The following is a 21,956-nucleotide window of genomic DNA, read 5'->3' as shown; positions in this document are numbered from 1 at the left end:
GAGCGGGCTTTTTCATGCATGGAGAAACCATGGCCAAACATCAAGACGATTTGCCTGCGCCTGAGTCCGTCCCGATCAGCGCCGTGCAGATGACCTCGACCGTGACCTTTCGCGACACCCTCTACACCTCGCGCACGGTCATCCTGCCTGACGGCCGCACCCTGGCCGTAGCGAAAGCCCAGGTGTCGGTTGATGGCACCGACGATGTAGCGCTGAAGTGCCTTAAAGCCCACGCCGAGTTCGAGCAACTCAAGGAGTAAACCCGATGATCGGAATGGATCGCCACACCGGGCAACCCATCTCCGGCATCGAGCATTTACGTCAGTCGGTGGCGGACATCCTTGGCACGCCGTTGCTGAGCCGCCGCGAGCGTCCGGAGTACGGCAGCAAGCTGCGGCGCATGGTCGACCTGCCCATCAACGAAGGCTGGAAAAGCGCCGCTCAAGCGGAAGCGGCCCGGGCGCTGCGCCAGTGGGAACCGCGACTAAAGCTTGAGCGCGTCGTCGCCATCTCGGTATTGGGCGGGAAAATCAATTTCAGAATCAGCGGCGAGTATCTCGGTGAGCGCGGCACGTTGGAGGTGTGGGTATGAGTACGCTGGTAGATCTGACTGAGCTGCCCGCACCGGACGTGCTGGAGCCTCTGGACTTCGAAGAAGTGTATGGCGAAGCGTTGAACGTGTTTCGCAGTTACATGGGCGACAACTGGACAGCGGCGCTGGAGAGCGATCCGGTGACCAAGCTGCTGGAGGTCGGCAGTTACATCAAACTCGGCAACCGGGCGCGAGTCAACGATGCGGCCAAGGCACAGTTGCTGGCTTATGCGATCGGTGCCGATCTGGAGCAGCTGGCCGCAAACGTGAATCTGAAACGCTTAGTCATTCAGGCGGCGGATCCGCTGGCGGTGCCGCCGGTCGAGGCGGTGCTGGAGTCCTACGATGCCCTGCGCGAACGGGTGCAGATGGCCTACGAAGGGTTGACCACGGCGGGGCCACGCAACAGCTACATCCTGCATGCCCGTAACGCCTCTGCGCTGGTTGCTGACGCAACAGCCGAAAGCCCGGCGCCGGCCTGTGTGGACGTGACGGTGCTGGGCCTGGAAGGGGACGGCGTGGTTGGGCCGGAGCTGCTGGCCTTGGTCGCTTTGGCTGTGAATGACGACGATGTGCGCCCGGTTGGTGATCGGGTCAGGGTACGCGGCGCCGAGATCCTGCGGTACCGGATCGATGCGGTGCTGCACATGAAAGGTACCGGCCCGGAAAACGACGCCGCACTCGCCGAGGCGATCAAGCGCCTTGAGGCCTGGATCAATCCACGCCGTCGCTTGGGCGTCGAGATGGCCCGCTCGGGTGTCGATGCGCAGTTACACGTCGCCGGTGTGGCCCGCGTTGAACTCAAGGACTGGCAGGATCTGAAACCCACCAAGGCGCAGGCGGCGTACTGCACCGGTTTCACCGTCGTGTTGGGAGGCTGATATGCGCAGTCTTCTACCGCTCAACAGCACTCCCCTGGAACGGGCTATAGAGGCGACCTTTGCCGAAACCACGCTGATTCCGTTGCGCACACTGTACAACCCCGACACCTGTCCGGTGCACCTATTGCCGCATCTGGCGTGGGCTTGGTCAGTTGACCGTTGGGACCCGGCTTGGCCGGAAACGGTCAAACGCGCCGCGATCAAGGCCTCGTTCTACATCCACAAGCACAAGGGCACTATCGGCGCTCTGCGCCGGGTGGTTGAGCCACTGGGTTACCTGATCGAGGTGCTGGAGTGGTGGCAAAGCGTACCGGAAGGCGTGCCAGGTACCTTCGCGCTGAAGGTCGGCGTACTTGACACCGGCATCACCGAGGAGATGTACCTCGAACTCGAACGCCTGATCGACGATGCCAAACCAGTCAGTCGCCAGCTCACAGGACTGGCGATCAGCCTCGAAACACAAGGCGATATGAATATCGCGGCGTGCCTCTACGAAGGCGACACGATTGAGGTTTACCCGCCCGTCATGCGTGACATCGAAGTCACCGGGACTATTGGCGTGATAGGTCGCGAACACACTATAGACACTCTGGATGTTTACCAATGACTGATGCGAACTCTCAGTTTTTTGCCATTCTCACGAACGTGGGAAAGGCCAAGCAGGCGAACGCTGACGCGCTCGGTATTCCCTGGAAGATCACCGATATGGGCGTAGGTGACGCCAACAACATTGACCCGGTTGTGCCCGTCGAGACGCAGACCAAGCTGATCAACGAATGGCGCCGCCGGCCCCTGAATCAACTCAAGATCGACCCGGTCAATCCAGCGGTACTTGTCGCTGAGCAGATCATTCCGGCCGATGAGGGCGGTAAGTGGATTCGTGAAATTGGCCTGTACGACGCGGACGGCGATCTGGTAGCCGTTGCCAGCTGTGCGCCCAGCTTCAAGCCGTTGCTGTCACAAGGTTCGGGCCGGACGCAAATCGTGCGCATGAATTTTGTCTTCGGCAGCACCAGTAACGTCACGCTGAAGATTGACCCGGCGGTGGTGCTGGCCACTCGCGAATACGTTGACCAGAAAATTCTGGAAGAGCTGTACAAGCTCGACAATAAGCAGTCGGTACGGGTGGCCACCACAGGCAATATTACGCTGGCTGGGATTCAGACACTCGACGGGGTGGCCTTGGTGGCCGGTGATCGTGTGCTGGTGAAGAACCAGGCCTCCGCCAAGGACAACGGGATCTGGATTGTGGCAGCGGCGGGCTGGTCGCGTGCGGCAGATGCGGACTCGAATGCCGAGGTAACATCCGCGTTGCTGGTGTCGGTCGAGCAAGGCGCTACGCTCGCCGACACCCGTTGGCAGTTGATTACCGACGGGCCGATTGTCCTGGGTACCACGGCGCTGACATTCCAAAACGTGACGCAAGGTTTTGCGCCAATCAACGCCCCGGCGCTGGTCAACCCGACGGCCAATACACCGCCACAGTTTGATACTTCATCGAAACTTGCCACGACCGAATTTGTGCAGCGCGCAATGGGCAGTCTGGCCGGCTACGCTGCCTACTCAGCAAATACGGTTTTGACGGCTGCCGATGTCGGCAAGTACGTCTATGCCAATGCCCCGACAATTACTCTTACGCTGCCTGATGCCTCGCTGTTGCCTGCTGGGAGTCGCTTTTACATTCAGGCGTCAGCCACGGCTACCTGCACCGTAAAATCAGTAAACGGCAACATTGCTGGGCCTAATGGCAACACTATTGGTTCGCCCAATGTGGTGTTGGGTAACGGCGTTGCGTCGGAATTCATCGCGGGGGGTGGTGGCTGGCTTGCTGTAGGCGGGTCGGGTGTTTCTTCGATTCTGGGGAGTGGCTATCAGCGGCATCCGTCGGGGTTGATCGAGCAGTGGGGTACAGGCGTTACGGATGCTAACGGATACGTCTACATCACATTCCCTGTCCCGTTTCCCAACGGCTTGCGCAACATCATCCCTATTCATGTCGGCTCGCTATGTCTCATGCCGGCGGTCATGGGGGCGAGTCTGAGTTTGACCGGTTGTACGGTGCGCATGCAAAGCTCTAACGGCACATCGTCGACTAATTGGTTGGTCTGGTGGCGGGCAATAGGAAACTGATGATGAATAGAGTTGTATTTTTTAGTCCCTCAACGTGCGGCGCCTACTTGCTGGAAGTCCATGGCTCTGACATGCCAGCGGACGTGGTAGAGGTGGCGGCGAGTGTTTGGCAATCGCTGCTCGATGAGCTGTCGCGCAGTCCGAAAAAAATGTCGTCACGGCCCAATGGTCAGCCGGTTCTGATTGATCCGCCGCCGCTTGACTCGGAGGTGCTGGCCGAAACTGAGCGCGCTTGGCGGGATGCGCAGTTGGCCCTGTCCGATCCGCTGGTCTCCCGGCACCGCGACGAGATCGAGGAGAGCGGTGCGACCTCGATCACTGCTGAGCAATACGCAGAGCTGCAGGCTTATCGCCGGCAGTTGCGCGACTGGCCGCAAGGCTCGCAATTCCCGCTAGCCGAACATCGGCCGATCGCGCCGCTGTGGCTGACCGAGCCGCCTCAATAAACGCCCCGCACTGACGGGGCGTTTTCTTTTCCGTTACGCGTAACACCAACACCAACACCAACACCAACTCCTCAAGCCTCGCAGACACGCGGGGCTTTTTCGTTTCTGGAGAACGAGCCTTATGAGTTTCTTTCACGGCGTCACGACCACCTCGGTCGATACCGGCGCACGCACTATCTCGTTGCCGTCCTCGTCGATCATCGGCTTGTGCGACACCTTCAGTCCCGGGCTGCTCGGTGGCGGTACCGCCAAGGCCGGCGAACTCAAACTGATCACTACCGAGCGTGAAGCCATTGCCGCGTTCGGCGCCGAGTCGGCGATCACCAAAGCCTGCCAAGCGATCTACGCCAAAGCCAAGGCGGTCATCGTCGCCATCGGTGTGCCGGAGATGGACGACCCGGCGCTGCAGACATCGGCCATCATCGGCGGTGTTCTCGCTTCCGGTCAGCGTACTGGCCTGCAGGCGCTGCTTGATGGCAAAAGCCTGTTCAACGCTCAGCCGCGATTGCTGATCGCGCCCGGCCATTCCGCCACGCAAGCGGTGGCCACGGCCATGGATAGCCTGGCGCAGAAGCTGCGAGCCATCGGCATCATCGACGGGCCATGCACGACGGATGAGGCTGCCATGGCCTACGCCGACAACTTCGGCAGCCGCAATTTGTTCATGGTCGATCCTGGTGTGCAGTACTGGGATACCGGTGAAAGCAAGACGGTGGATGCGCCTGGCTCTGCATGGACGGCGGGCCTGTTTGCCTGGACGGATGCCACCTACGGTTTCTGGGCTTCGCCTTCGAACAAGGAACTCACCGGCATCACCGGTACCACCCGCGCCGTCGAGTACCTGGACGGCGATGAAACCTGCCGGGCCAACCTGCTCAACAACGCCAACATCACCACGATTATTCGCGACGATGGATACCGCCTCTGGGGTAACCGCACGCTGTCCAGCGATCCGAAATGGGCGTTTGTCACCCGCGTACGCACGCTGTTCATTCTGATGGACGCGGTGCAGGCCGGGCACAAATGGGCGGTCGACCGTTCGATCACCAAGACCTACGTCAAGGACGTTACTGACGGCCTGGAAGCGTTCATGCGCGATCTGAAGAATCAGGGCGCGGTGATCAACTTCGAGGTGTACGCCGACCAGGAGCTGAACACGGCCAGCCAGATCGAGCAGGGCAAGGTGTACTGGCGGATCCGCTTCACCGACGTGCCGCCAGCCGAGAACCCGAATTTCCTCTTCGAAGTCACCAACGAGTGGATGACCGAAGTGCTTGAAGCCGCCTAAGGAGGCCACCTGATGATTCCTGAAGTTCTGTCCAACTGCGCCGGGTTTATCGACGGCGTGAGTTTTGCCGGCGAGATGCCGAGCCTGACCCTGCCCAAGGTCGTGTTGAAAACCGAAACCTACCGGGGCGGCGGCATGGCCGGCGAGATCGAGATCCCGACCGGTGTCGAGAAACTTGAAGCCGGTTTTACCACCAACGGTGTGCGCCGCGAGGCATTGAAATGGTTCGGTTTGTCCGACCGTACCGCCTGCACGGCGGTGTTTCGCGCCTCGTTCAAAGGTCTTAAGGGCAAGGTCACTCCGGTCATCGTGACCATGCGCGGCGGTCTCAAAGAAGTCGACATGGGCGACTGGAAAGCCGGCGAAAAAGCCGAGAGCAAACACAACATGGCGTTGACCTACTACAAGCTCGAAGTCGGTGGCCGGTTGATCTACGAGATTGACATGGTCGGCATGGTGCTAGTAGTCGACGGCGTTGATCAACTGGCAGAAGAACGCTCGGCCCTGGGCCTTTAAGGACATACGCAATGACTCAAGCAATTCAAGTTACACCCGAACAGTCGCTCCCTAAGTGGATGGAACTGACCGAGGAAGGATTTCGTATCAGCCTCAAATACCCGACCGAACTCAATGGTGTGCAGGTCGACCGCCTGACTATGCGCGCACCTTGCGTGCGGGATGTGCGGGCCGCGCAAGCGGCCTCCAACGGTGATGCCGAACAGCGAGAACTGTCGCTGTTTTCCTCGCTGACCCAAACCTCCGAGGCGGACCTGGTGGGGCTCAAGATGGTTGATTACATGCGCTTGCAGGCCGGCTACTTTCGTCTGGTCACGGACGACTAAGTGCGACGGTTCTACGTTGAAGATCCTAGCCAAGCGTATGGCCAAAGAGACCGGATTCTCGGCGGCCGAGATCCTGGCCATGTCCTTCAACGAACTGGTGTGGTGGCTCTCCGATTGAGCCACCGCTTAACCAACCTTGCGCATAAGGTCCGCACATGGCGAAGAACCTCGCACTCGGCTTTGTCATTGGCGGCGCCGTCGATCCGACGGTAGGCAAAGCGTTCAAGGACGTCGAAAGTAAGATCAAACATTTGGACACTGTGGGCAGCAAGGCCCGTGTGTTGCAGAACACCATTGGCGACACCATGCGTCTGCGCGATGAATGGCGTAAGGCACACACCTCCGGCGCCGAAGGCGCAGACAAGCTGCTGGCGAAATACGAAAAGAATCTCGCACTGCTCAAGAAACAGGGCGTCGAGGTGGGGCGGCTGAGCAAGGCTTACGCCACCATGGGCCGCGTGGCCGCCGGCGCCGAACTGAAAGCGATGGGCCACCGGCAGATCGAGGAGGGACGGTCCGGCCTGAAAAGCACCCTCGGTCAAGCGGGTGCCCTGACCGCAGCAGCTGCCATCCCGACCAAGGTCAGTGCGGACTATGGCGCGATCATCCGGGACATTGCGATCAAGGCCAACATTGCCAACTCGCCGGAAGAGGCTCAGCTGTCCAAGACTGTGATCGACACCTCACGCGATACGGGCATGGCGCGCAATCAGGTGGCCGAGGTGGTTAACGCCCTGGTCGGCGCCGGTATGGAGTTGGACAAGGCGTTGTCCTATGCACCGACCGCAGCCAAATTCGCGGTGGGCCAAGGATCGGAGGGCACTGAAACGGCGAAGATGATCAACGCTTTAGGGCAGAACGCCAAGATCACGGACCCCAAGGTGATGCAGCAGGCGCTGGAGGCCATCGCCTACCAGGGCCAGGCGGGCAGTTTTGAAGCGGTCGACATGGCCAAGTGGTTTCCCGAGTTGCTGGCCGGCATGGGCAAACTGGGTATCACCGGCATGGATTCGGTGACGCAACTGGGCGCGATGCTGCAGGTGCAAATGAAGACCGCCGGTGGGTCGGACGAAGCGGCGAACAACCTCAAAAACTGGATGGAGAAAATCGGCTCCGGTGAAACGGTCAAGGCTTACCAGAAGGCCGGGATCGACTATAAGGGGTCGATGCAGACCGGTTTGCAGAATGGTAAATCCACACTGGAATCCAGTTTTGCCCTGGCCCAGAAGTACATCGAAGCGACTGATCCGAAGCGGGCAGCCGAGATGGCCAAGGCCACTGCGGCGATCAGTAAAGAGGCCGATCCCGAAAAAGCCAAAGCCATGATGAAGTCTCTGGAGGAGGCTTTGCGCACCGGTGACCTGTTCGCTGATATGCAGGTCAAGGCAGCCTTGACGGCATACATGCAGAACAAGGATCTGTATGAGCAGCTGAAAAAGGAGTCCGCTGGGGCGACCGGTATCCTCGACAAGAACCTGGCCGAGCGCCGGCAAACCTCGGCGCAGAAATGGTCCGAAATGGCCCAGTCGATGGACGATGCCATGCGCAGCATCGGCGATGCGATCCGACCGGTCACCGATTCCGTAGCCGATGGCATCAATAACGTCAGTCGCAAACTGTCGGGCTTTGCCGACGAATTTCCACGGGTCACGCTTGGCATCGGCTCGGCCGTGGCTGGACTGGTTGCGCTCAAGGGGGCCGTCAGCGCCTTCAAGGTTGGCAAGGGGCTGATGAACCTCGGGCGCGGCACCCTGATGGGCAACCCAAACATCCCGCAAAAGGTGATCGTCACCAACCTTCCGGGTGCTAGTGGCGGGCTGAATGGCGGTGATCTCGATGCCAGCGGTGAAGGCAAGAAAGGCAAAGGGGGGAAAGGCGGCGGGAGAGGAGGTAGTGGTCGTGGCGCCCAGATTGTCGACGGCATGAAAGGTCCAGCGCTGCTGGCGGTGGTCGATGCTGGTTTTAAAGCCTACGACACCTACGAAAATGCCGAGACCCAGGATGAAAAAGCGGAAGGCTACGGACAAGCGGCCGGTGGTTTGGCAGGTACCTTGGCCGGTGCGGCTGCCGGTGCCGCCATCGGCACGGCGGTGCCGATCATTGGCAACATCGTCGGCGGCCTGATTGGCGGCTATCTCGGTTACATGGGCGGCGATGCGCTCGGTGGCGTCATGGGTAAAAAACTGTTCGGCGCTGATGAGTCGCTGAAAAAAGTACCGGATGCCGGGCCGTTGATGATGGCCAACGCTGGGCAGAACCTGCCGCCGGTGATGGGCGACATTGCCCGGTCATTCGGACCCAAGCCGGCCAATGGTCCTTTGGCACCTGCTGCAGCAATGGGCGATGTGGCCAGGTCGTTGGCCGCACCTGCGAGTGCACCAGTGCCACCGGCTCTTCTGGCTGCACCGGTTCCTGCTGCGAAAGCCGAGTCACCAAAAATCGAGCAACAGGTCCAAATCTCGGCGCCGCTGCACATCACCGTGCAGGGCGATGCCAAGGATCCGGCGCAAATGGCGCGTGAGCTGCAGCCCTTCATCGCGCAGCAGATGCAGCAGGCCACGCAGCAGTTGCAGAACCGCAAGCTGTATGACGAACCGCATGTGTAAGGAGGGCCAATGGCCTACATGGAACAGCTGCAGTCCGGTCTGAAGAATCTGGCTGCCGCGGGGGAAACTGGACGACGTAGCCTCGACGGCATGATGGGGCCGGTCAACGGTGCCATCAGCGAGATCAGCGGCGCGGCCTCGGAGCTGGAAGGTATTCCAATCGTGGGGCCGGCGGTCGGGGCGAAGCTGCAGCGTGTCATGCGCAGCGTCAACGCCGCGCAGGCCAAGGTCGGCCAGGTGGTGGCCACCTACAATAAGGCCACCCGCGCCGTGTCGCAAATTGATGAGCGGATGGGCGAACTCAAGGAACAGGCAGCGCGGGCGTCCACCGCGATCAACAAGATCGCTGGCAAGGTCAGTCCATCATTGGGGAACATTTTGCCGACCGGCTCACTGGCGGGTGACGCGACACCAATGCCGGAAGCGGTGAAGCCGTTTCCGCACCTGCTGATCGTGCAGCCGCTGGATCCCAAGGCGGTCCCTTATTACTTCAACCTGGACACCGCCGCGTTCGACGAACTGCGACGCTCAACGGAGTACCGCTGGGCGTCGCAGGAACGGTTGACCCGCCGTCCCGCGCAGCAAGCGGTGGGCATCGGTGAGGAAAAAATCACCCTCAAGGGCGCGGTTTTTCCCGGCTTCAAAGGCGGGATCAAACAGCTGGATACTTTGCGCAGTCTCGGTGCCCAGCTCCTGCCTCTGACCCTTACCACCGGCTATGGCGACGTGCTCGGCACCTGGTGCTTGAAGAACGTCGATGAAGAACAGAGCGCGCTCCTGCAGGGCGGGATCCCGCGTAAGCAAGCGTTTACCTTGGAGTTTGTACGCTATGGCGATGACCTGCAGAACGTCTGACGGGGATCTGCTGGACACCTTGTGCTACCACGCCTATGGGCATTTGAGCGGAACGGTCGAGGCGGTGTTGGACGCCAATCAGGGCCTGGCCGACGAGCCGCAACCGTATCGCGCAGGCATCGTGATCGAGCTGCCGGACCTGCCGGCACCCGATGACAGCGAGGTGATGCTGTGGGGCTGATGCCCCTCCGGTATGCCACGCAATGACTCAATCGGCCCGCCCACTGCGGGCTTTCTTTTGGACGGAATGATGACCCCAATCTTTCGCGTCGTGGCCGACGGCGCCGACATCACCCAGCGGATCAATGATCGGCTGCTGCAGCTCAAGACCACAGACAAACCCGGCATGGAATCCGATGAGTTCGAGTTACGCATCGATGACCGTGACGGAGCAGTAGTGCTGCCCCCTCGGGGGGCCAGCATCGAGATCTTCCTCGGCTATGCAGAAACCAAACTGACCCGCATCGGCCGTTACGTCGTGGATGAGATTGAGCTGTCCGGTCCACCAGACACGTTGGTGATCACCGGTAGGGCCAGCGACATGCGCGGCAGTGGCAAGACTACCCGCAGTGGCAGCTGGGAGAATGTGCCGCTGTCGCGGATCGTTGCCGACGTTGCCGCCCGTAACGGCTGGCAGCCGGTGTGCCCGGTGCAAACCAAGGTGCCTCGCGCTGATCAACTCAACGAATCGGATTTCAATTTCATCACGCGTCTGGCCAAGCAGTACGACTGCACGGCCAAAGTCGCCGACGGCAAGCTGCTGGTCATGCCGCGGCAGGCCGGGCAGAGCGCCTCGGGTAAGAGCCTCGGTGTAGTACCGATCCAACGGCGCGACGTCAGCCGCTTTCAGTTTCGTCTCGGTGATCGCAACACGCACAAGGCGGTATCGACCAAGCACCAGGACAAGAAGACCGGAAAGCTCGCAGTGGTCACCCTGGATAACGACGAATCGCCGGACGGCTTGCCGCCGGTGCATACCGATCGACACATCTACCCGAACAAGTCTGCCGCTGAAGTGGCGGCCAAAGCGCGGCTGGCGGCTTTCAACCGTTCCACCGCCGGCGTTCGTTTGGAGATGCCCGGGCGTACCGATCTGTTCGCCGAGCGCTCGATCAATGCTCAGGGTTTCAAGGTCGGCCTCGATGGTGAGTATTTGGTCGATTCGGTTGAGCAGGTGTTCACCCAGTCGGGCTGGAGCACAACGGTCGAATGCAATGGCGGCAAAAAGGGCAAGGCGAAAGCCAAAGGCAAGAAGAAAAAAGCGGCGAAGGATCTGAAGGTCGTTCAGCTCAACTAAGAGCGTCGCATCCCCACACATCAAGGAGACATCAATGTCACTGACAGAACAGCAACTGCAACGCATCATGCCCGCCGCCCGCCGCCAAGCGGGCGTTTTTGTATCTGCACTCAACGCGGCCATGTTGCACCGACAGATCAACACGCCGAAACGCCAAGCCGCGTTCTTGGCTCAAATCGGGCACGAGTCCGGTCAACTGCAGTACGTCCGGGAGCTGGGCGGCGATCAATACCTGAGCAAATACGACACCGGTGCCCTGGCCGCAAAACTGGGCAACACCCCGGCAGCGGACGGCGATGGCCAGCGTTATCGTGGTCGTGGGCTGATTCAGGTGACCGGCCACGACAACTACCTGCGCTGCAGCCTGGCACTGTTCGGCGACGAGCAATTGCTGCGTACCCCAGAGCTGCTGGAGTTGCCGCAGTGGGCTGCTGAATCGGCCGCATGGTTCTGGTCGGTGAATGGGTTGAGCGCGCTCGCGGATCAGAACGAATTCAACGCGATCACCCGCAAGATCAACGGTGGTCTCAATGGCCTGCAGGATCGACTGGAACTTTGGGGGCGGGCGAGGGCGGTGTTATGCGTCTCGGCGACCTGATCCCGGCGCCGTATCGGCTGCTGGGCAAGGTGGTGCTGCTGATCGGCTTGGTCGGCACGTCCGCCGCCATTACCTGGCAGGTGCAGGACTGGCGCTACTGTAGTCGCCTCAGCGAGCAGTCCCGACTACACACCGAAACCCTCAATCAGATGGCCCAGGCCACGGCCGCGCAACAGCGTGCCGAGCAGGACAAGCGCCTCGCGCTCGAGCAGCGTCTGGCAGCCAGCGAACAAACCCATTACCGAGCCTTGAGCGATGTCCAACGTGATCAAGGTCGCCTGCGCGACCGCCTTGCCACTGCTGATCTGCGCCTGTCAGTCCTACTCGACGCCACCAGCGGCGCCGGCAGCGGATCGGTGTCAGCCGCCACCGCTACCGGCGGCGTGGTTCATGGCCCCACAAGAGCCGAACTTGACCCAGCGCATGCTCAACGAATTATCGGCGTCACCGATGACGGCGACCGGGGGCTGATTGCCCTCGCGGCCTGTCAGGCATACGTCAAAGAAGTCTCAATACCGAAGTGAAAAAGAGCGGCCTGTCTGGATGCGTCAACATCCGGACAGGCCGCCGTCCCTGCAGATCGTCCCTGCAAGTCCAGCCAAGGCTCTTGCTCCGTGCACAAAGCGCGGCGAGCCTAGCACCTGTTTATCCATACAGTAAAGGTCTTGCTTTTTATGTCTACACCCATCATCCCTTGGATGGGCGGCAAACGCCGCCTGGCCGACCGCCTCCTTCCGCTTTTTCCGCCACACGAATGCTACGTTGAAGTCTTTGCCGGCGGTGCCGCGCTGTACTTCATGAAGCCCCAGCCGTCGCCGGTCGAAGTCCTCAACGACATCAACGGCGACCTGGTCACGCTTTACCGCGTCGTGCAGAACCACCTCGAAGAGTTCGTGCGCCAGTTCAAATGGGCACTCAGCTCGCGACAGGTGTTCGAATGGCAGAAAATGACCCGCCCCGAAACCCTCACCGACATCCAGCGCGCCGCCCGATTTTTCTACCTGCAGCACCATGCCTTCGCCGGCAAGGTCTCCGGTCAGACATTCGGCACGGCGACTACTGCACCGGCCATCAACCTGCTACGCATCGAGGAAAACCTCTCGGCCGCGTGGCAGCGCCTGTCCGGCACCTACGTCGAAAACCTTCCCTGGCTTGAATGCGCCGAACGCTACGACCGTGCCCACACCTTCCACTACATGGATCCGCCGTACTGGCAGACCGCTGGTTATGGCGTGGACTTTCCGTTCGAGAACTACGAGCGGATGGCCGACTTTATGCGCCGCTGTAAAGGCAAGGTGATGGTCAGCATCAACGATCATCCTGACATCCGCCGCGTGTTCGAAGGCTTCCACTTCGAGACCTTGGACATTCGCTACACCACGACCAATCAGCGGCAGGGGAAGGCCGAAGTGAGTGGCGAGCTGGTGATCATGAACTGGGAACCGGCAGCGTTGGGTGGGTTGTTCTGACAGATGCCGGATATCATTTCTTTACTTCCCACCCTCCCGTCTATCCGATATTTCCTACAGAAATTGACCGAATGCCGATCTGAAAGTTAACTGTACATTCGTACAGTATCGGAAGTCGTGCGTCATGAGCTTTTCAATCCTAGGCCCTATTGCCGTGGCCGGTCGGAAGTTACCTCTTTGCCTTTTTCGAGTGCCGGCAGGTTTTCCTTCGCCGGCAGCGGATCACATCGAAACCCACATCTCGCTCGACGAAGTGCTCAACATTCGTGCCCCACATGTTTACTTGGTGAAAATTGCCGGAGAGAGCATGCAGGGGGCAGGGATCTTTGACGGCGATTTAGCGGTGGTGGATCGTTCACTGGAGCCGGCGCACGGGCATATTGTTGTTGCGCTGCTCAACAACGATCCGCTTTGCAAGCGGCTGTGCATCCGTGGGAAAGAGGTCATCCTGCTGTCTGAAAACCCCAAGTACCCGCCGCGCTATGTGCTGGAAGGCGATGAGCTAGCGATCTGGGGCGTGATTATCGGTAGTGTGCGCAGTCATGTCTAAGCAGGTGCCGGTGTTCGGCCTGATCGATTGCAACAGCTTTTACGCCAGCTGTGAGCGAGTGTTTCGTCCTGACTTGGCCAAGGTCCCCATCGTTGTCTTGTCGAATAACGATGGCTGCGTCATCGCCCGCAGCTACGACGCCAAGCGTTACGTGAAAATGGGCGAGCCTTATTTCCAGATCAAACACAAGCTAAAGCAGCACGGCATCATCCCGTTCTCTTCGAATTACGCGCTGTACGGTGACATGAGTGAGCGCGTCATGACCCTGATCGAGTCCATGGTGCCCGCAGTCGAGGTCTACAGCATCGACGAAGCCTTCGTCGATCTCACCGGCATCACCGATTTGGATGGCCTCGGTCGACAGATTCGGAGTCAGGTACTGAGGTGTGCTGGCATTCCAGTCGGCGTTGGTATCGCTCAGACCAAGACCCTGGCCAAATTGGCCAACCATACGGCCAAACGCCTGCAGGCGCAGACAGGTGGGGTCGTCAATATTTGCGACCCAACTAAGCGTGACTGGGTGCTGCGTAACACCGACGTTTCAGAGGTGTGGGGTGTTGGGCGTCGCATGAAAGTGCACCTAGATACCATGGGAATCAAAAGTGCTATGGATCTGGCCAAAGCCGACCCTTGGACACTGCGTAAAAACTTCAGTGTGGTGATCGAAAAGACGGCGCGCGAACTCGCCGGCACCCCATGTCTGGAGCTGGACGAACCCGATCCGCCGAAACAGGAGATCTGCTGCAGTCGAATGTTCGGCACCCGCCTGACGGAACTGGCACCGATCAAGGAAGCGGTGGCCACCTACATGATGCGTGCTTCAGAAAAACTCAGGGCGCAAAACTCGCTGTGCAAGAAAGTGCGAGTGAGCATCCGCACCGGCATGTTCAATCCGGAGGAGGCGAAGTACGCCAATGGTGTGGTGATCGATATGCCTTACCCTACGGATGACGTCAGGCTGCTAACCAAGGCTGCAGTTGATGCGCTGGATCGGATTTATCGCCCTGGTTTCAAGTACAGCAAGGCGGAGGTCTTGCTAATGAACCTGTGTCAGCCAGGTGAATACACGGACGATCTGTTTGCGGCTTCTCAACCGACCGAATCTACCAAGGTCATGGCCGTACTGGATCAGATCAACGAACGATGGGGAAGGGGGACACTGCGAGCGGCGAGCGTCCCAAGTAACCCAGAGTGGGCCATGCGGCGTGAAATGATGAGCCAGAGCTACACGACCCGCTTGGATCAATTGTGGACGATCAACTGTAGGTAGTGAGAAGTCTGCTATCGGCCAAAAGCGGCCGTCGGGTGTCTACGAAACTTGGGGCTATTCAACGTTAGCGGTGCCTTGGCCGCTATCGACGGCGATGAAGAGTTCATCAAAATGACGCTGGCAATGATGCTGACACCCGAGTGACTGAAGTCGGCCGCTCAGATTTCAGATTCGGACCATCTACAGAATCGCCAACCCTGAAGCCCGTTGCAGACGTTAAGAAATAGAGGTGCTGGAAACCGACTTAACCAACCGCTCACTCATCGTGCGGCCTATAAGCCTTGCGGTTCGTCAGGAGAATCTGCAGACTGGCGTGGTGTTCTTGCGACCTACCCTACGATGAACGGCGAAATTCCACTAGCAGCCTATGCCCACACGCTTCTCCGACCAAGCGGCCCTACGATATCTGACGATCAGAAAGCATCGACGGACAAAAATAGGCATGCCGATGGCCTGGCGACTGCCATGGTTTACGACGTACTGTCCCTATCGGATAGACGTAAGCACGGCATATTTTTCTCTGGTGCTGCCTGGGCAAAGACGCTCGTCTCTCAACTCGATGTCAATCGCTGGCAGCGTTTTATAGATCCGAGTGTGGGTACAGGAGATCTTTTATTAGAGATTTGCCTACAACTGCCACTAGAGGACACTGTATTAGCAACATTGTCTGCTTGGTCGGAGCGACTTGCAGCGATCGATTTACGAGAATCCTTTCTTCATATCGCTTGGGCTCGGATTCAATCATTAGCTCATTCACGGCATACAGAGTTAAATGGCAGGTCAGAAGCGTTTGCCCCACTCCCATTGCCAGCATCTTTCCGCGTCGGTGATGCACTCGAAATGGCGCTGGAGCTCAAAATGGGCGATTGCGTAATCATGAATCCACCCTATCAAAGGGTTATAGCTCCTGCGTCCAGCTTCGTAGGTGCAGGCAAACGATCAGCTGCTGCCCTACATATTGAACATGTACTGAACAATGCGCAAACGGGAGTAGGCGTTGTCGCTCTCATTCCTGACGTTTTGCGTAGTGGAACATCTTATCGTCGATTTAGAGCGGAGCTTTCTCAACGCCTCCAAGTTATTGACTTTAGTCCATTCGGCAGCTTCGGTTCATCAGCTGATGTTGACGTCGCAGTATTAGTCGGCGCAACGGAAAAAAACCCGTCCAAAGTAAATAGCAGCATTAACATCCAACCGACCAACGCTAAATTAGTTGGCGATAGTTTTTCCGTTAAAGTTGGACCGGTGGTCCCTCACAGAGCACCGAAAACCGACGTAATGTATGGCTACTTGACTGCCAAAAACGCAGCAACATGGGAAGAAATTTCTCAACCAAGTCATTTTGAAAGCTTTCAAGCCAGATTGGAAACCGGGCCCTTTGTAATTGTTAGACGTACATCTAGTCCTTCTGATAAAAAACGGGCTCGAGCATCCCTCGTGACCTATAAAAAAGAGCTATTAGTAGAAAATCACCTATTAATACTCAAACCATACAGTGGAAAAGTAAAAGAATGCCGAGCACTAATGAAACTACTGAAAGATTCTCGTACTGATCAGTGGTTAAACGATCATATTCGGTGCCGCCACTTAACAGTAAGTGCTCTATCTAAACTTCCATGGTGGGACTAAAAATCAAGTGGGGGATACACGTATGGATACAACATCGACAGGGTTTCGATTTGCACCCTCTATCCTCACTCGGCTTGGTGAGGAGTTAGTTCCAAACCTCGACCAAGCAATTATCGAGCTCATTCGGAATTCATACGACGCAGATGCAACGATCTGCAACATAGAAATAAAAGATGACCCTGCAAATGGAGGTACCATCGTTCTGTCTGATGATGGCACCGGGATGCTGGAAGAGCATGTTGTAAATAATTGGCTGGTCCTTGGCGGCTCTACTAAAACCAGTTCCAAACTCACCCCAGGTGGGCGTAGAACCGTTGGAGATAAAGGACTAGGTCGACTGGCTGCACTACGTGCAGGAAGCCAAGCAAGCATGATCACCCGCCATGTCAGCCAAGACGCTGACGCCGCAGTGAAGATCACTATCGATTGGAAAAAGTTCGAAGACGTACTTATAGTTGAAGATGTAGCTCTTCCAACCGCGGCAGCGCATCGCGAAAATCATGGTACGACTATCACTTTAACTGGACTTAAGCGAAAGCTGGGACGCAGCGAAATTGATCGATTGGGCCGTAGCATCGTTCTTCTTACAAGCCCATTCGAGGGAAACGCTAGCTTTCGTGTAAATCTTGATGCGCCAGACTATCCCGAACTCGAAGCTCGCGTACGAAACGCTTACTTAGATGATGCTGAATATGTTTTACGTGCGAAAATTTTAGAAGATGGCACAGCATTCGCCGAAGTGACAGACTTCAAGGGTGTGACGCTGTACAGCGATAACTCATCAGAATGGCTGCTCCGGAAGTCTGATGAAAGCTCTATTTATAACGCACCTCCGTCTACATTTGAGCTCTATAGCTACGTCTTTAACAAAAATTCTTTTGCCGGACGCGGATCCACAATAGGTGAAGTTAAACAATGGCTAAGAACGGTCGGCGGCGTGCACTTTTATCACCGAAAATTTCGAGTTCCTCCTTATGGAGATCCAGGTCACGACTGGCTTGATATGAACTTGTCTCGAGCTAGAAGCCCAGAGGAAAGACCATCCACCAACAACAGTGTTGGCCGAGTTATAGTTGATGATCCTGATGGAATACTTCGCCAAAAAACAGATCGATTTGGCTTTATCGAAAGTGATGAGTTTCTTGAGATTCGGAGATTTGCAAAAAACGCACTTGAATGGTTCGCTCGACGCCGCCTTCGAGATGCTGAAAGCCGGCGCGACAATCAAAAAGATGAATCCCGAACGGCACCGGCACAAGCGCGTGCCGAACTGATGGAAACAATCTCGAACTCTATGCCACTATTAGAGCGCGAGAAAGCATTTAAAGCTCTTGACCGTATCCAGCAGAACTATGAGAAGGTTTTGAAAGCAACACGTGAAGATCTTATTTTATATAGATCACTCGCGACTGCCGGTACTACAGCAGCAGTTTTCGCACATGAAATTGGAAAACCCATTCAAACTATTATTGGTAATCAGAAAACCATAACAAGAAGAATCGCAACTCTTAGCCCTCCTGAAGGAGTAGCTCGACTTGCGGAACCACTAGAACTCATAAAAACTGCATCAAACAGGCTGTCAAGATTTGCCGGAATGCAAATAGATTTTTTAAAACGAGAAAAACGCAGGCACGGCGCGGTCGATATAAACTCAGTAATTCGAAACTTACATCAACTGTGGCAACCCGTTTTAGAGGACTCAAAAATCTCATTAAACCTTGAGTTCCATGACGTTCAGGGCGCGGTAATTTTCGGAACCGAAGCTTTAGTCGAGACAATTATAACAAACTGCCTAACCAACTCTGTAAGTGCGTTTGAGCGCGAAGGCGCAAGGACCATCGATCGCACTATTCATTTACGCGCAATCGTTGAAGGTAACACCCTTGCTGTTGAAGTAGAAGACAATGGTCCAGGAATAAATATGAACCTGGACGAAATTTGGCTGCCTGGACGCACCACTCGACAAGAAGGCACTGGCTTTGGGTTAACCATTGTCAAGGACTCAACATTAGATCTCGGTGGCACGTATAATGCTTCGAATGAACAAAGTATCGGTGCTAAATTTCGTTTTGTCTTCCCACTTGTTAACAACAACACGAAGGATCAAAAATGAAGGCAATAAAAACGGTTGCAGTAGTAGATGATGATACAGAAGCTGCTCAAACTATTATCCACACCTTAGAGGATGGAGGTTTCACCGCGTTTCGACAGCAAGCATTCGACACCATAGAGCAAATGGCAGATGCGATAATCGCTGGATCGGACGCAGCGGTCTGCGACCATCGACTTCGGTATGGAGCTTATGCTGACATCACGGGAGCTGAATTGGGTGCTGAACTTATAAAAAGAAAACACCCAACAATTCTAGTCACTCAGTACCTTGATCAGTATGCAGATATTGCTATACGGAGCTACAGGAGCGATTTGCCTGTTGTGCTCCGCCGAGAAGAGGCAGACGAACCAACTGAACTACGCGCTGGTTTCGCACGATGCATTATTGAATTCCGGCGCGGAAAGGTTGACAGCAGAAAACTACATAGCACTATTTTACAAGTAAAAGATATTCAAAATATTGGTGGAACCATGGTTGTTGATGCCATCGTTCACGGTTGGAACTCCAAAGATACTGTTAGATTCCCAATGGATCTCGTTCGACAAGAGGATAGATCTGCAGTGCGCGAAAATAGCTCCCTAATCGCAATGACGAACGTGGGCACTGACGAGAAGGTCGATCTATATTTCGAAAACGTACGTTTGGCCCCAGAACCGGATTCTAATGATGGCCTCTAGTGAACTTATAATATTAGATGTTGGTCATGGAAATTGCGCTGTCATTAAACACGGTACGGAAGCAATCATTATTGATGCACCCGGAAAGCCAATTGTAGCAAGGACACTTGATGAGCTTGGAATTAAGTCCATCCATGCCTTACTTATATCTCACGCTGATAGTGACCATCTGTCGGGAGCGATTCCTTTACTGTTGAACGCTGAACGTCCAGTCGCTCATGTCTATGTGAACCCTGATAACAGAGACAGCAATGTATGGCACAATTTTCGCGTAGCTGTAGGAGAAGCACGCGCTAACTGGGGAACGTCCACTCACACATCGCTGAACGTCGAAGACCCAAAAGGTCTGGCACTCCACGGCACAACACTTAAAATTCTTCATCCGACGCCAGAAATATGCCTCGCAACTACTGCTGGGACACATACGGATGGCCATCGTATAAATGCGAACAACATGTCCGCGGTTATACTTGTAGAGCACAATGGCGAAAGACTTTGCTTACTGGCGGCTGATTCAGATCAACATAGTTTGGAGATAATGGTTGAAGGATCAACAGATTTAAGTGCACCGATTTTAGTGTTTCCTCATCATGGAGGTCACGCTGGGGCGGGAACTGATAATCGAGCATTCGCTCGAGATCTAGTGGCAAATGTCCAGCCTTTGCTTGTACTTTTTTCACTTGGTCGAGGAATTCACGGAACACCCCGATCAGATATTATTAATGGAGTTCGCGAAGGATTGGCCGGCACAGAACCCTACATAGCGTGCACTCAGCTTTCACGCAATTGCTTATCAGGATCAAGCCCAACTAGCGAGAGCAGAAACCTAAACAAACACTCTGACGGATACAACAAAGATAGTTGCTGCGCTGGAACTATCAGTGTGTCCCTCGAGGCCGACGGATTACCTACGCTTCTCGCGGGCTTGGTTGCAAACCATGAAAGTTTTATAAAAAAGGATATACCCAATTCTCTCTGCAGACGTCAGCTCGGGAACAATCAGGCTACACCGCAAGTAATTGCACGTGCCTAGTGATTTTCCGGGGCTGAGCACAACTGAGGTAGAAGAATTTAGCAGTGCACCCAATGTTGGTGAGGTTCGGGACAGGTGATGTGCGCGTGAAGTGGCCAGGTTGGTTGTTGACGCATTCATTCCTGTTGCATTTTTTCACTCGGGGTGGAGATAGAATCGCATATCCTCGCTGCCGCAGTTACTGGCTATGCGGTATTGGTGACCTGGCTTTGGGACTGATCACTGGCCTTTTTGGCCGGAAAGCTATTGTTGCCACCACCGTGGCAGTTGAAAGTGTAGTGCTCAAACACCTGGCCCATCAGCTTCAGGTTCTGGGTGATATCGATCCGCACGCGGTGGTGGCCATCGCTTCGATCGGGCAGGAAGAACAGCACCATCACGATCACTCAGCTGCGCAAATCGATGTAAGCGATCTTCGGTTCAGAGCACTGTCACCGATGGTGATTGCTTGGACTGAAGCCGTGATTTGAATGGGTATGCGTTCTTAGTAAAAGCGCCAAATAGCTTTTTCCATCAGCAATGTAATGAACGACCGCACCTTTCTGGGGCGTCAGCGAGCGTGGTCAAACGTCCACTTCTGGCCGAAAGCAGACCTGGGTGGGTGAGGGCGGAGATGATCTCTGAAAGCTTTCTAGGGCATATTTAGGGCAAATCCGAGGCCGCTTTAGGCCGCAGAGAACCAAGGCACCAAGCGTGAATGCCCGAGATTTTGGGCCTGAAGCGGTCTGCCAAGATATTGGAAGGGGTTCGAATCCCTATCCAAACTTTGGAAGTGGGCAGGTCCTGATGTCGCGGGGATGCTGCAATCGCATTGAACCTGTCACCGCTCATAGCTCTACACTGAATCCTTTCATGCCCACGCTATCGGCGAAGCTCCCCACCGCTGTCAGGCTGGCCTAGGTGCGCATCGATTCACGCCGCGTGAGTACCGACACCCAGCGTGCGCCGTTACCGCCAGTCGAATCGACAGGCCCCATTCGGGGCCACCCTCGATCCTGGCCATTAGGCATTCACGCACCGCGTGTTGTTCAGCCCTGGGCGCGCAACACGTCAGTGTGAATGCCTTCGCCGATCACTGTTGGTGCTCCTCGCGCCGCGCCGTAGCCGCCGTCTCAAAGGTCTTGTACAAGCCTTCGATACTGGCCGCGTTCAGTATCTTGACCGTCTCCAGGCCCAGCACAAAACCTTCGGCGCGATCGCTGGCGCGGAACAGATCGTCCGCCGTGTGCGACAGCTCGATTTGGTGCAGCAGTTTTAGGGTCTGCACCTCCACCGCATTCGGCAGGTTCAGTGCCGCCAATGTATCGGCCATGCTCACTCCCATTTCCAACCGTTGGTGTTCGCCGACGACTCTGGCGTCAGCTCGAATTCCCCAACATTGATCAGCAGCCAGCCGCCGCCCGGTTCGTTGCAGCCATCGATCATTTGCCCCTGTACCAGGTGCCCGTCAGGCAGGATCATCCGAAGCAGGTTGGCCGCCTTGGGTCCATGTAGATACTGGTGCAGTTCAATACGAACGCGCCCAGTGCCGGCATCGCTCAAACGCACTGGACATTCGAGTGTCGTCAGCTCAATCGGTGCCTGCCCTTGGTAGTGGGCGATCACGGCGACGGTAGCCAAGCCCTCATAGGCGTACGACATGAATTGGGTTCCCTGTTCGAAGAGTGGCCTGAATGCATC

The 21,956-nt window shown here is 56.4% G+C and carries 25 protein-coding genes; 23 read left to right on the top strand and 2 right to left on the bottom strand.

What is annotated here, in order from left to right:
- Nucleotides 1–29 precede the first annotated feature (29 nt).
- From AC193Q_RS10575 to AC193Q_RS10465, 23 genes are all read left to right on the top strand, one after another.
- On the top strand, nucleotides 30–260 hold the full coding sequence (locus AC193Q_RS10575) for a hypothetical protein (protein WP_103520680.1): 231 nt from the start codon (nucleotides 30–32) through the stop codon (nucleotides 258–260).
- 5 nt (nucleotides 261–265) lie between these two features.
- Nucleotides 266–592, top strand: a complete 327-nt coding sequence (locus AC193Q_RS10570) for a GPW/gp25 family protein (RefSeq protein WP_103368789.1) — start codon at nucleotides 266–268, stop codon at nucleotides 590–592.
- Complete coding sequence (locus AC193Q_RS10565) at nucleotides 589–1,473, top strand: baseplate assembly protein (RefSeq protein ID WP_483879514.1); 885 nt, start codon at nucleotides 589–591, stop codon at nucleotides 1,471–1,473. Before AC193Q_RS10570 ends, AC193Q_RS10565 begins: the two co-directional genes overlap by 4 nt.
- A 1-nt stretch (nucleotide 1,474) precedes the next feature.
- Nucleotides 1,475–2,080: a phage tail protein I gene (locus tag AC193Q_RS10560; protein ID WP_483879513.1), complete on the top strand. Its 606-nt coding sequence runs from the start codon at nucleotides 1,475–1,477 to the stop codon at nucleotides 2,078–2,080.
- Nucleotides 2,077–3,603 carry a phage tail protein gene (locus AC193Q_RS10555; protein ID WP_483879512.1) on the top strand — a complete coding sequence of 509 codons (1,527 nt, stop codon included), beginning with the start codon at nucleotides 2,077–2,079 and terminating at the stop codon, nucleotides 3,601–3,603. Before AC193Q_RS10560 ends, AC193Q_RS10555 begins: the two co-directional genes overlap by 4 nt.
- 71 nt (nucleotides 3,604–3,674) lie before the next feature.
- Nucleotides 3,675–4,049, top strand: a complete 375-nt coding sequence (locus AC193Q_RS10550; RefSeq protein ID WP_483879511.1) for a tail fiber assembly protein — start codon at nucleotides 3,675–3,677, stop codon at nucleotides 4,047–4,049.
- A gap of 121 nt (nucleotides 4,050–4,170) precedes the next feature.
- Nucleotides 4,171–5,337, top strand: coding sequence for a phage tail sheath subtilisin-like domain-containing protein (locus AC193Q_RS10545; RefSeq protein WP_483879510.1), 1,167 nt, complete (start codon nucleotides 4,171–4,173; stop codon nucleotides 5,335–5,337).
- 12 nt (nucleotides 5,338–5,349) lie between these two features.
- Entirely contained in the window at nucleotides 5,350–5,853 is a 504-nt protein-coding gene (locus AC193Q_RS10540; RefSeq protein WP_483879509.1) for a phage major tail tube protein, read from the top strand.
- Nucleotides 5,854–5,864: 11 nt separating this feature from the next.
- On the top strand, nucleotides 5,865–6,179 hold the full coding sequence (locus tag AC193Q_RS10535) for a phage tail assembly protein (protein WP_103368782.1): 315 nt from the start codon (nucleotides 5,865–5,867) through the stop codon (nucleotides 6,177–6,179).
- Between the two features lie 155 nt (nucleotides 6,180–6,334).
- Nucleotides 6,335–8,785 (top strand): phage tail tape measure protein, encoded by a 2,451-nt coding sequence (locus AC193Q_RS10530; protein WP_483879508.1) that lies wholly within the window; start codon nucleotides 6,335–6,337, stop codon nucleotides 8,783–8,785.
- Nucleotides 8,786–8,794: 9 nt separating this feature from the next.
- A complete protein-coding gene (locus AC193Q_RS10525; protein WP_483879507.1) occupies nucleotides 8,795–9,640 on the top strand; it encodes a phage tail protein in 846 nt (281 codons plus the stop codon).
- A complete protein-coding gene (locus tag AC193Q_RS10520; RefSeq protein WP_139055585.1) occupies nucleotides 9,615–9,821 on the top strand; it encodes a tail protein X in 207 nt (68 codons plus the stop codon). The genes AC193Q_RS10525 and AC193Q_RS10520 overlap by 26 nt, the downstream gene beginning before the upstream one ends.
- Nucleotides 9,822–9,890: 69 nt before the next feature.
- On the top strand, nucleotides 9,891–10,937 hold the full coding sequence (locus tag AC193Q_RS10515) for a phage late control D family protein (RefSeq protein ID WP_483879506.1): 1,047 nt from the start codon (nucleotides 9,891–9,893) through the stop codon (nucleotides 10,935–10,937).
- Between the two features lie 34 nt (nucleotides 10,938–10,971).
- Nucleotides 10,972–11,535, top strand: coding sequence for a glycoside hydrolase family 19 protein (locus tag AC193Q_RS10510; protein WP_483879505.1), 564 nt, complete (start codon nucleotides 10,972–10,974; stop codon nucleotides 11,533–11,535).
- Complete coding sequence (locus tag AC193Q_RS10505) at nucleotides 11,517–12,059, top strand: lysis system spanin subunit (RefSeq protein ID WP_483879504.1); 543 nt, start codon at nucleotides 11,517–11,519, stop codon at nucleotides 12,057–12,059. The genes AC193Q_RS10510 and AC193Q_RS10505 overlap by 19 nt, the downstream gene beginning before the upstream one ends.
- A 150-nt stretch (nucleotides 12,060–12,209) precedes the next feature.
- Entirely contained in the window at nucleotides 12,210–13,004 is a 795-nt protein-coding gene (locus tag AC193Q_RS10500) for a DNA adenine methylase (protein WP_483879503.1), read from the top strand.
- Between the two features lie 124 nt (nucleotides 13,005–13,128).
- Nucleotides 13,129–13,554, top strand: a complete 426-nt coding sequence (locus tag AC193Q_RS10495) for a LexA family protein (RefSeq protein ID WP_096796959.1) — start codon at nucleotides 13,129–13,131, stop codon at nucleotides 13,552–13,554.
- Nucleotides 13,547–14,824 (top strand): translesion error-prone DNA polymerase V subunit UmuC, encoded by a 1,278-nt coding sequence (gene umuC / locus AC193Q_RS10490; protein ID WP_483879502.1) that lies wholly within the window; start codon nucleotides 13,547–13,549, stop codon nucleotides 14,822–14,824. Before AC193Q_RS10495 ends, umuC begins: the two co-directional genes overlap by 8 nt.
- A gap of 465 nt (nucleotides 14,825–15,289) precedes the next feature.
- Complete coding sequence (locus AC193Q_RS10485) at nucleotides 15,290–16,453, top strand: hypothetical protein (protein ID WP_483879501.1); 1,164 nt, start codon at nucleotides 15,290–15,292, stop codon at nucleotides 16,451–16,453.
- Nucleotides 16,454–16,475: 22 nt separating this feature from the next.
- Nucleotides 16,476–18,566: a sensor histidine kinase gene (locus tag AC193Q_RS10480; RefSeq protein WP_483879500.1), complete on the top strand. Its 2,091-nt coding sequence runs from the start codon at nucleotides 16,476–16,478 to the stop codon at nucleotides 18,564–18,566.
- Nucleotides 18,563–19,243, top strand: coding sequence for a hypothetical protein (locus AC193Q_RS10475; protein WP_483879499.1), 681 nt, complete (start codon nucleotides 18,563–18,565; stop codon nucleotides 19,241–19,243). Before AC193Q_RS10480 ends, AC193Q_RS10475 begins: the two co-directional genes overlap by 4 nt.
- Nucleotides 19,233–20,276 (top strand): ComEC/Rec2 family competence protein, encoded by a 1,044-nt coding sequence (locus tag AC193Q_RS10470; protein WP_483879498.1) that lies wholly within the window; start codon nucleotides 19,233–19,235, stop codon nucleotides 20,274–20,276. The genes AC193Q_RS10475 and AC193Q_RS10470 overlap by 11 nt, the downstream gene beginning before the upstream one ends.
- A 107-nt stretch (nucleotides 20,277–20,383) precedes the next feature.
- Nucleotides 20,384–20,746: a demethoxyubiquinone hydroxylase family protein gene (locus AC193Q_RS10465; RefSeq protein ID WP_483879497.1), complete on the top strand. Its 363-nt coding sequence runs from the start codon at nucleotides 20,384–20,386 to the stop codon at nucleotides 20,744–20,746.
- A 602-nt stretch (nucleotides 20,747–21,348) separates the two neighbouring features.
- Here the strand turns inward: AC193Q_RS10465 and AC193Q_RS10460 are convergent.
- Nucleotides 21,349–21,588 (bottom strand): hypothetical protein, encoded by a 240-nt coding sequence (locus AC193Q_RS10460; protein WP_483879496.1) that lies wholly within the window; start codon nucleotides 21,586–21,588, stop codon nucleotides 21,349–21,351.
- Between the two features lie 2 nt (nucleotides 21,589–21,590).
- The gene (locus tag AC193Q_RS10455; RefSeq protein WP_483879495.1) at nucleotides 21,591–21,917 is read right to left on the bottom strand and encodes a hypothetical protein; all 327 of its coding nucleotides are present in this window, start codon (nucleotides 21,915–21,917) and stop codon (nucleotides 21,591–21,593) included.
- Nucleotides 21,918–21,956 lie beyond the last annotated feature (39 nt).

The organism is Pseudomonas sp. F2 (assembly GCF_057174385.1).
The sequence above is the reverse complement of the archived record's forward strand: the minus strand, read 5'-3'. Positions and strand labels throughout refer to the sequence as shown.

Bases quoted from the DNA above. Each gene is read 5' to 3' on its own strand.
- AC193Q_RS10550 (WP_483879511.1), top strand. From the start codon at position 3,675: ATGCCAGCGGACGTGGTAGAGGTGGCGGCGAGTGTTTGGCAATCGCTG.
- AC193Q_RS10575 (WP_103520680.1), top strand. From the start codon at position 30: ATGGCCAAACATCAAGACGATTTGCCTGCGCCTGAGTCCGTCCCGATC.
- AC193Q_RS10475 (WP_483879499.1), top strand. From the start codon at position 18,563: ATGAAGGCAATAAAAACGGTTGCAGTAGTAGATGATGATACAGAAGCT.
- AC193Q_RS10560 (WP_483879513.1), top strand. From the start codon at position 1,475: ATGCGCAGTCTTCTACCGCTCAACAGCACTCCCCTGGAACGGGCTATA.
- AC193Q_RS10570 (WP_103368789.1), top strand. From the start codon at position 266: ATGATCGGAATGGATCGCCACACCGGGCAACCCATCTCCGGCATCGAG.
- AC193Q_RS10530 (WP_483879508.1), top strand. From the start codon at position 6,335: ATGGCGAAGAACCTCGCACTCGGCTTTGTCATTGGCGGCGCCGTCGAT.
- AC193Q_RS10455 (WP_483879495.1), bottom strand. From the start codon at position 21,917: ATGTCGTACGCCTATGAGGGCTTGGCTACCGTCGCCGTGATCGCCCAC.
- AC193Q_RS10515 (WP_483879506.1), top strand. From the start codon at position 9,891: ATGACCCCAATCTTTCGCGTCGTGGCCGACGGCGCCGACATCACCCAG.
- AC193Q_RS10520 (WP_139055585.1), top strand. From the start codon at position 9,615: ATGGCGATGACCTGCAGAACGTCTGACGGGGATCTGCTGGACACCTTG.
- AC193Q_RS10540 (WP_483879509.1), top strand. From the start codon at position 5,350: ATGATTCCTGAAGTTCTGTCCAACTGCGCCGGGTTTATCGACGGCGTG.
- AC193Q_RS10545 (WP_483879510.1), top strand. From the start codon at position 4,171: ATGAGTTTCTTTCACGGCGTCACGACCACCTCGGTCGATACCGGCGCA.
- AC193Q_RS10505 (WP_483879504.1), top strand. From the start codon at position 11,517: ATGCGTCTCGGCGACCTGATCCCGGCGCCGTATCGGCTGCTGGGCAAG.
- AC193Q_RS10460 (WP_483879496.1), bottom strand. From the start codon at position 21,588: ATGGCCGATACATTGGCGGCACTGAACCTGCCGAATGCGGTGGAGGTG.
- AC193Q_RS10485 (WP_483879501.1), top strand. From the start codon at position 15,290: ATGGTTTACGACGTACTGTCCCTATCGGATAGACGTAAGCACGGCATA.
- AC193Q_RS10480 (WP_483879500.1), top strand. From the start codon at position 16,476: ATGGATACAACATCGACAGGGTTTCGATTTGCACCCTCTATCCTCACT.
- AC193Q_RS10525 (WP_483879507.1), top strand. From the start codon at position 8,795: ATGGCCTACATGGAACAGCTGCAGTCCGGTCTGAAGAATCTGGCTGCC.
- umuC (WP_483879502.1), top strand. From the start codon at position 13,547: ATGTCTAAGCAGGTGCCGGTGTTCGGCCTGATCGATTGCAACAGCTTT.
- AC193Q_RS10535 (WP_103368782.1), top strand. From the start codon at position 5,865: ATGACTCAAGCAATTCAAGTTACACCCGAACAGTCGCTCCCTAAGTGG.
- AC193Q_RS10500 (WP_483879503.1), top strand. From the start codon at position 12,210: ATGTCTACACCCATCATCCCTTGGATGGGCGGCAAACGCCGCCTGGCC.
- AC193Q_RS10565 (WP_483879514.1), top strand. From the start codon at position 589: ATGAGTACGCTGGTAGATCTGACTGAGCTGCCCGCACCGGACGTGCTG.
- AC193Q_RS10495 (WP_096796959.1), top strand. From the start codon at position 13,129: ATGAGCTTTTCAATCCTAGGCCCTATTGCCGTGGCCGGTCGGAAGTTA.
- AC193Q_RS10555 (WP_483879512.1), top strand. From the start codon at position 2,077: ATGACTGATGCGAACTCTCAGTTTTTTGCCATTCTCACGAACGTGGGA.
- AC193Q_RS10510 (WP_483879505.1), top strand. From the start codon at position 10,972: ATGTCACTGACAGAACAGCAACTGCAACGCATCATGCCCGCCGCCCGC.
- AC193Q_RS10470 (WP_483879498.1), top strand. From the start codon at position 19,233: ATGGCCTCTAGTGAACTTATAATATTAGATGTTGGTCATGGAAATTGC.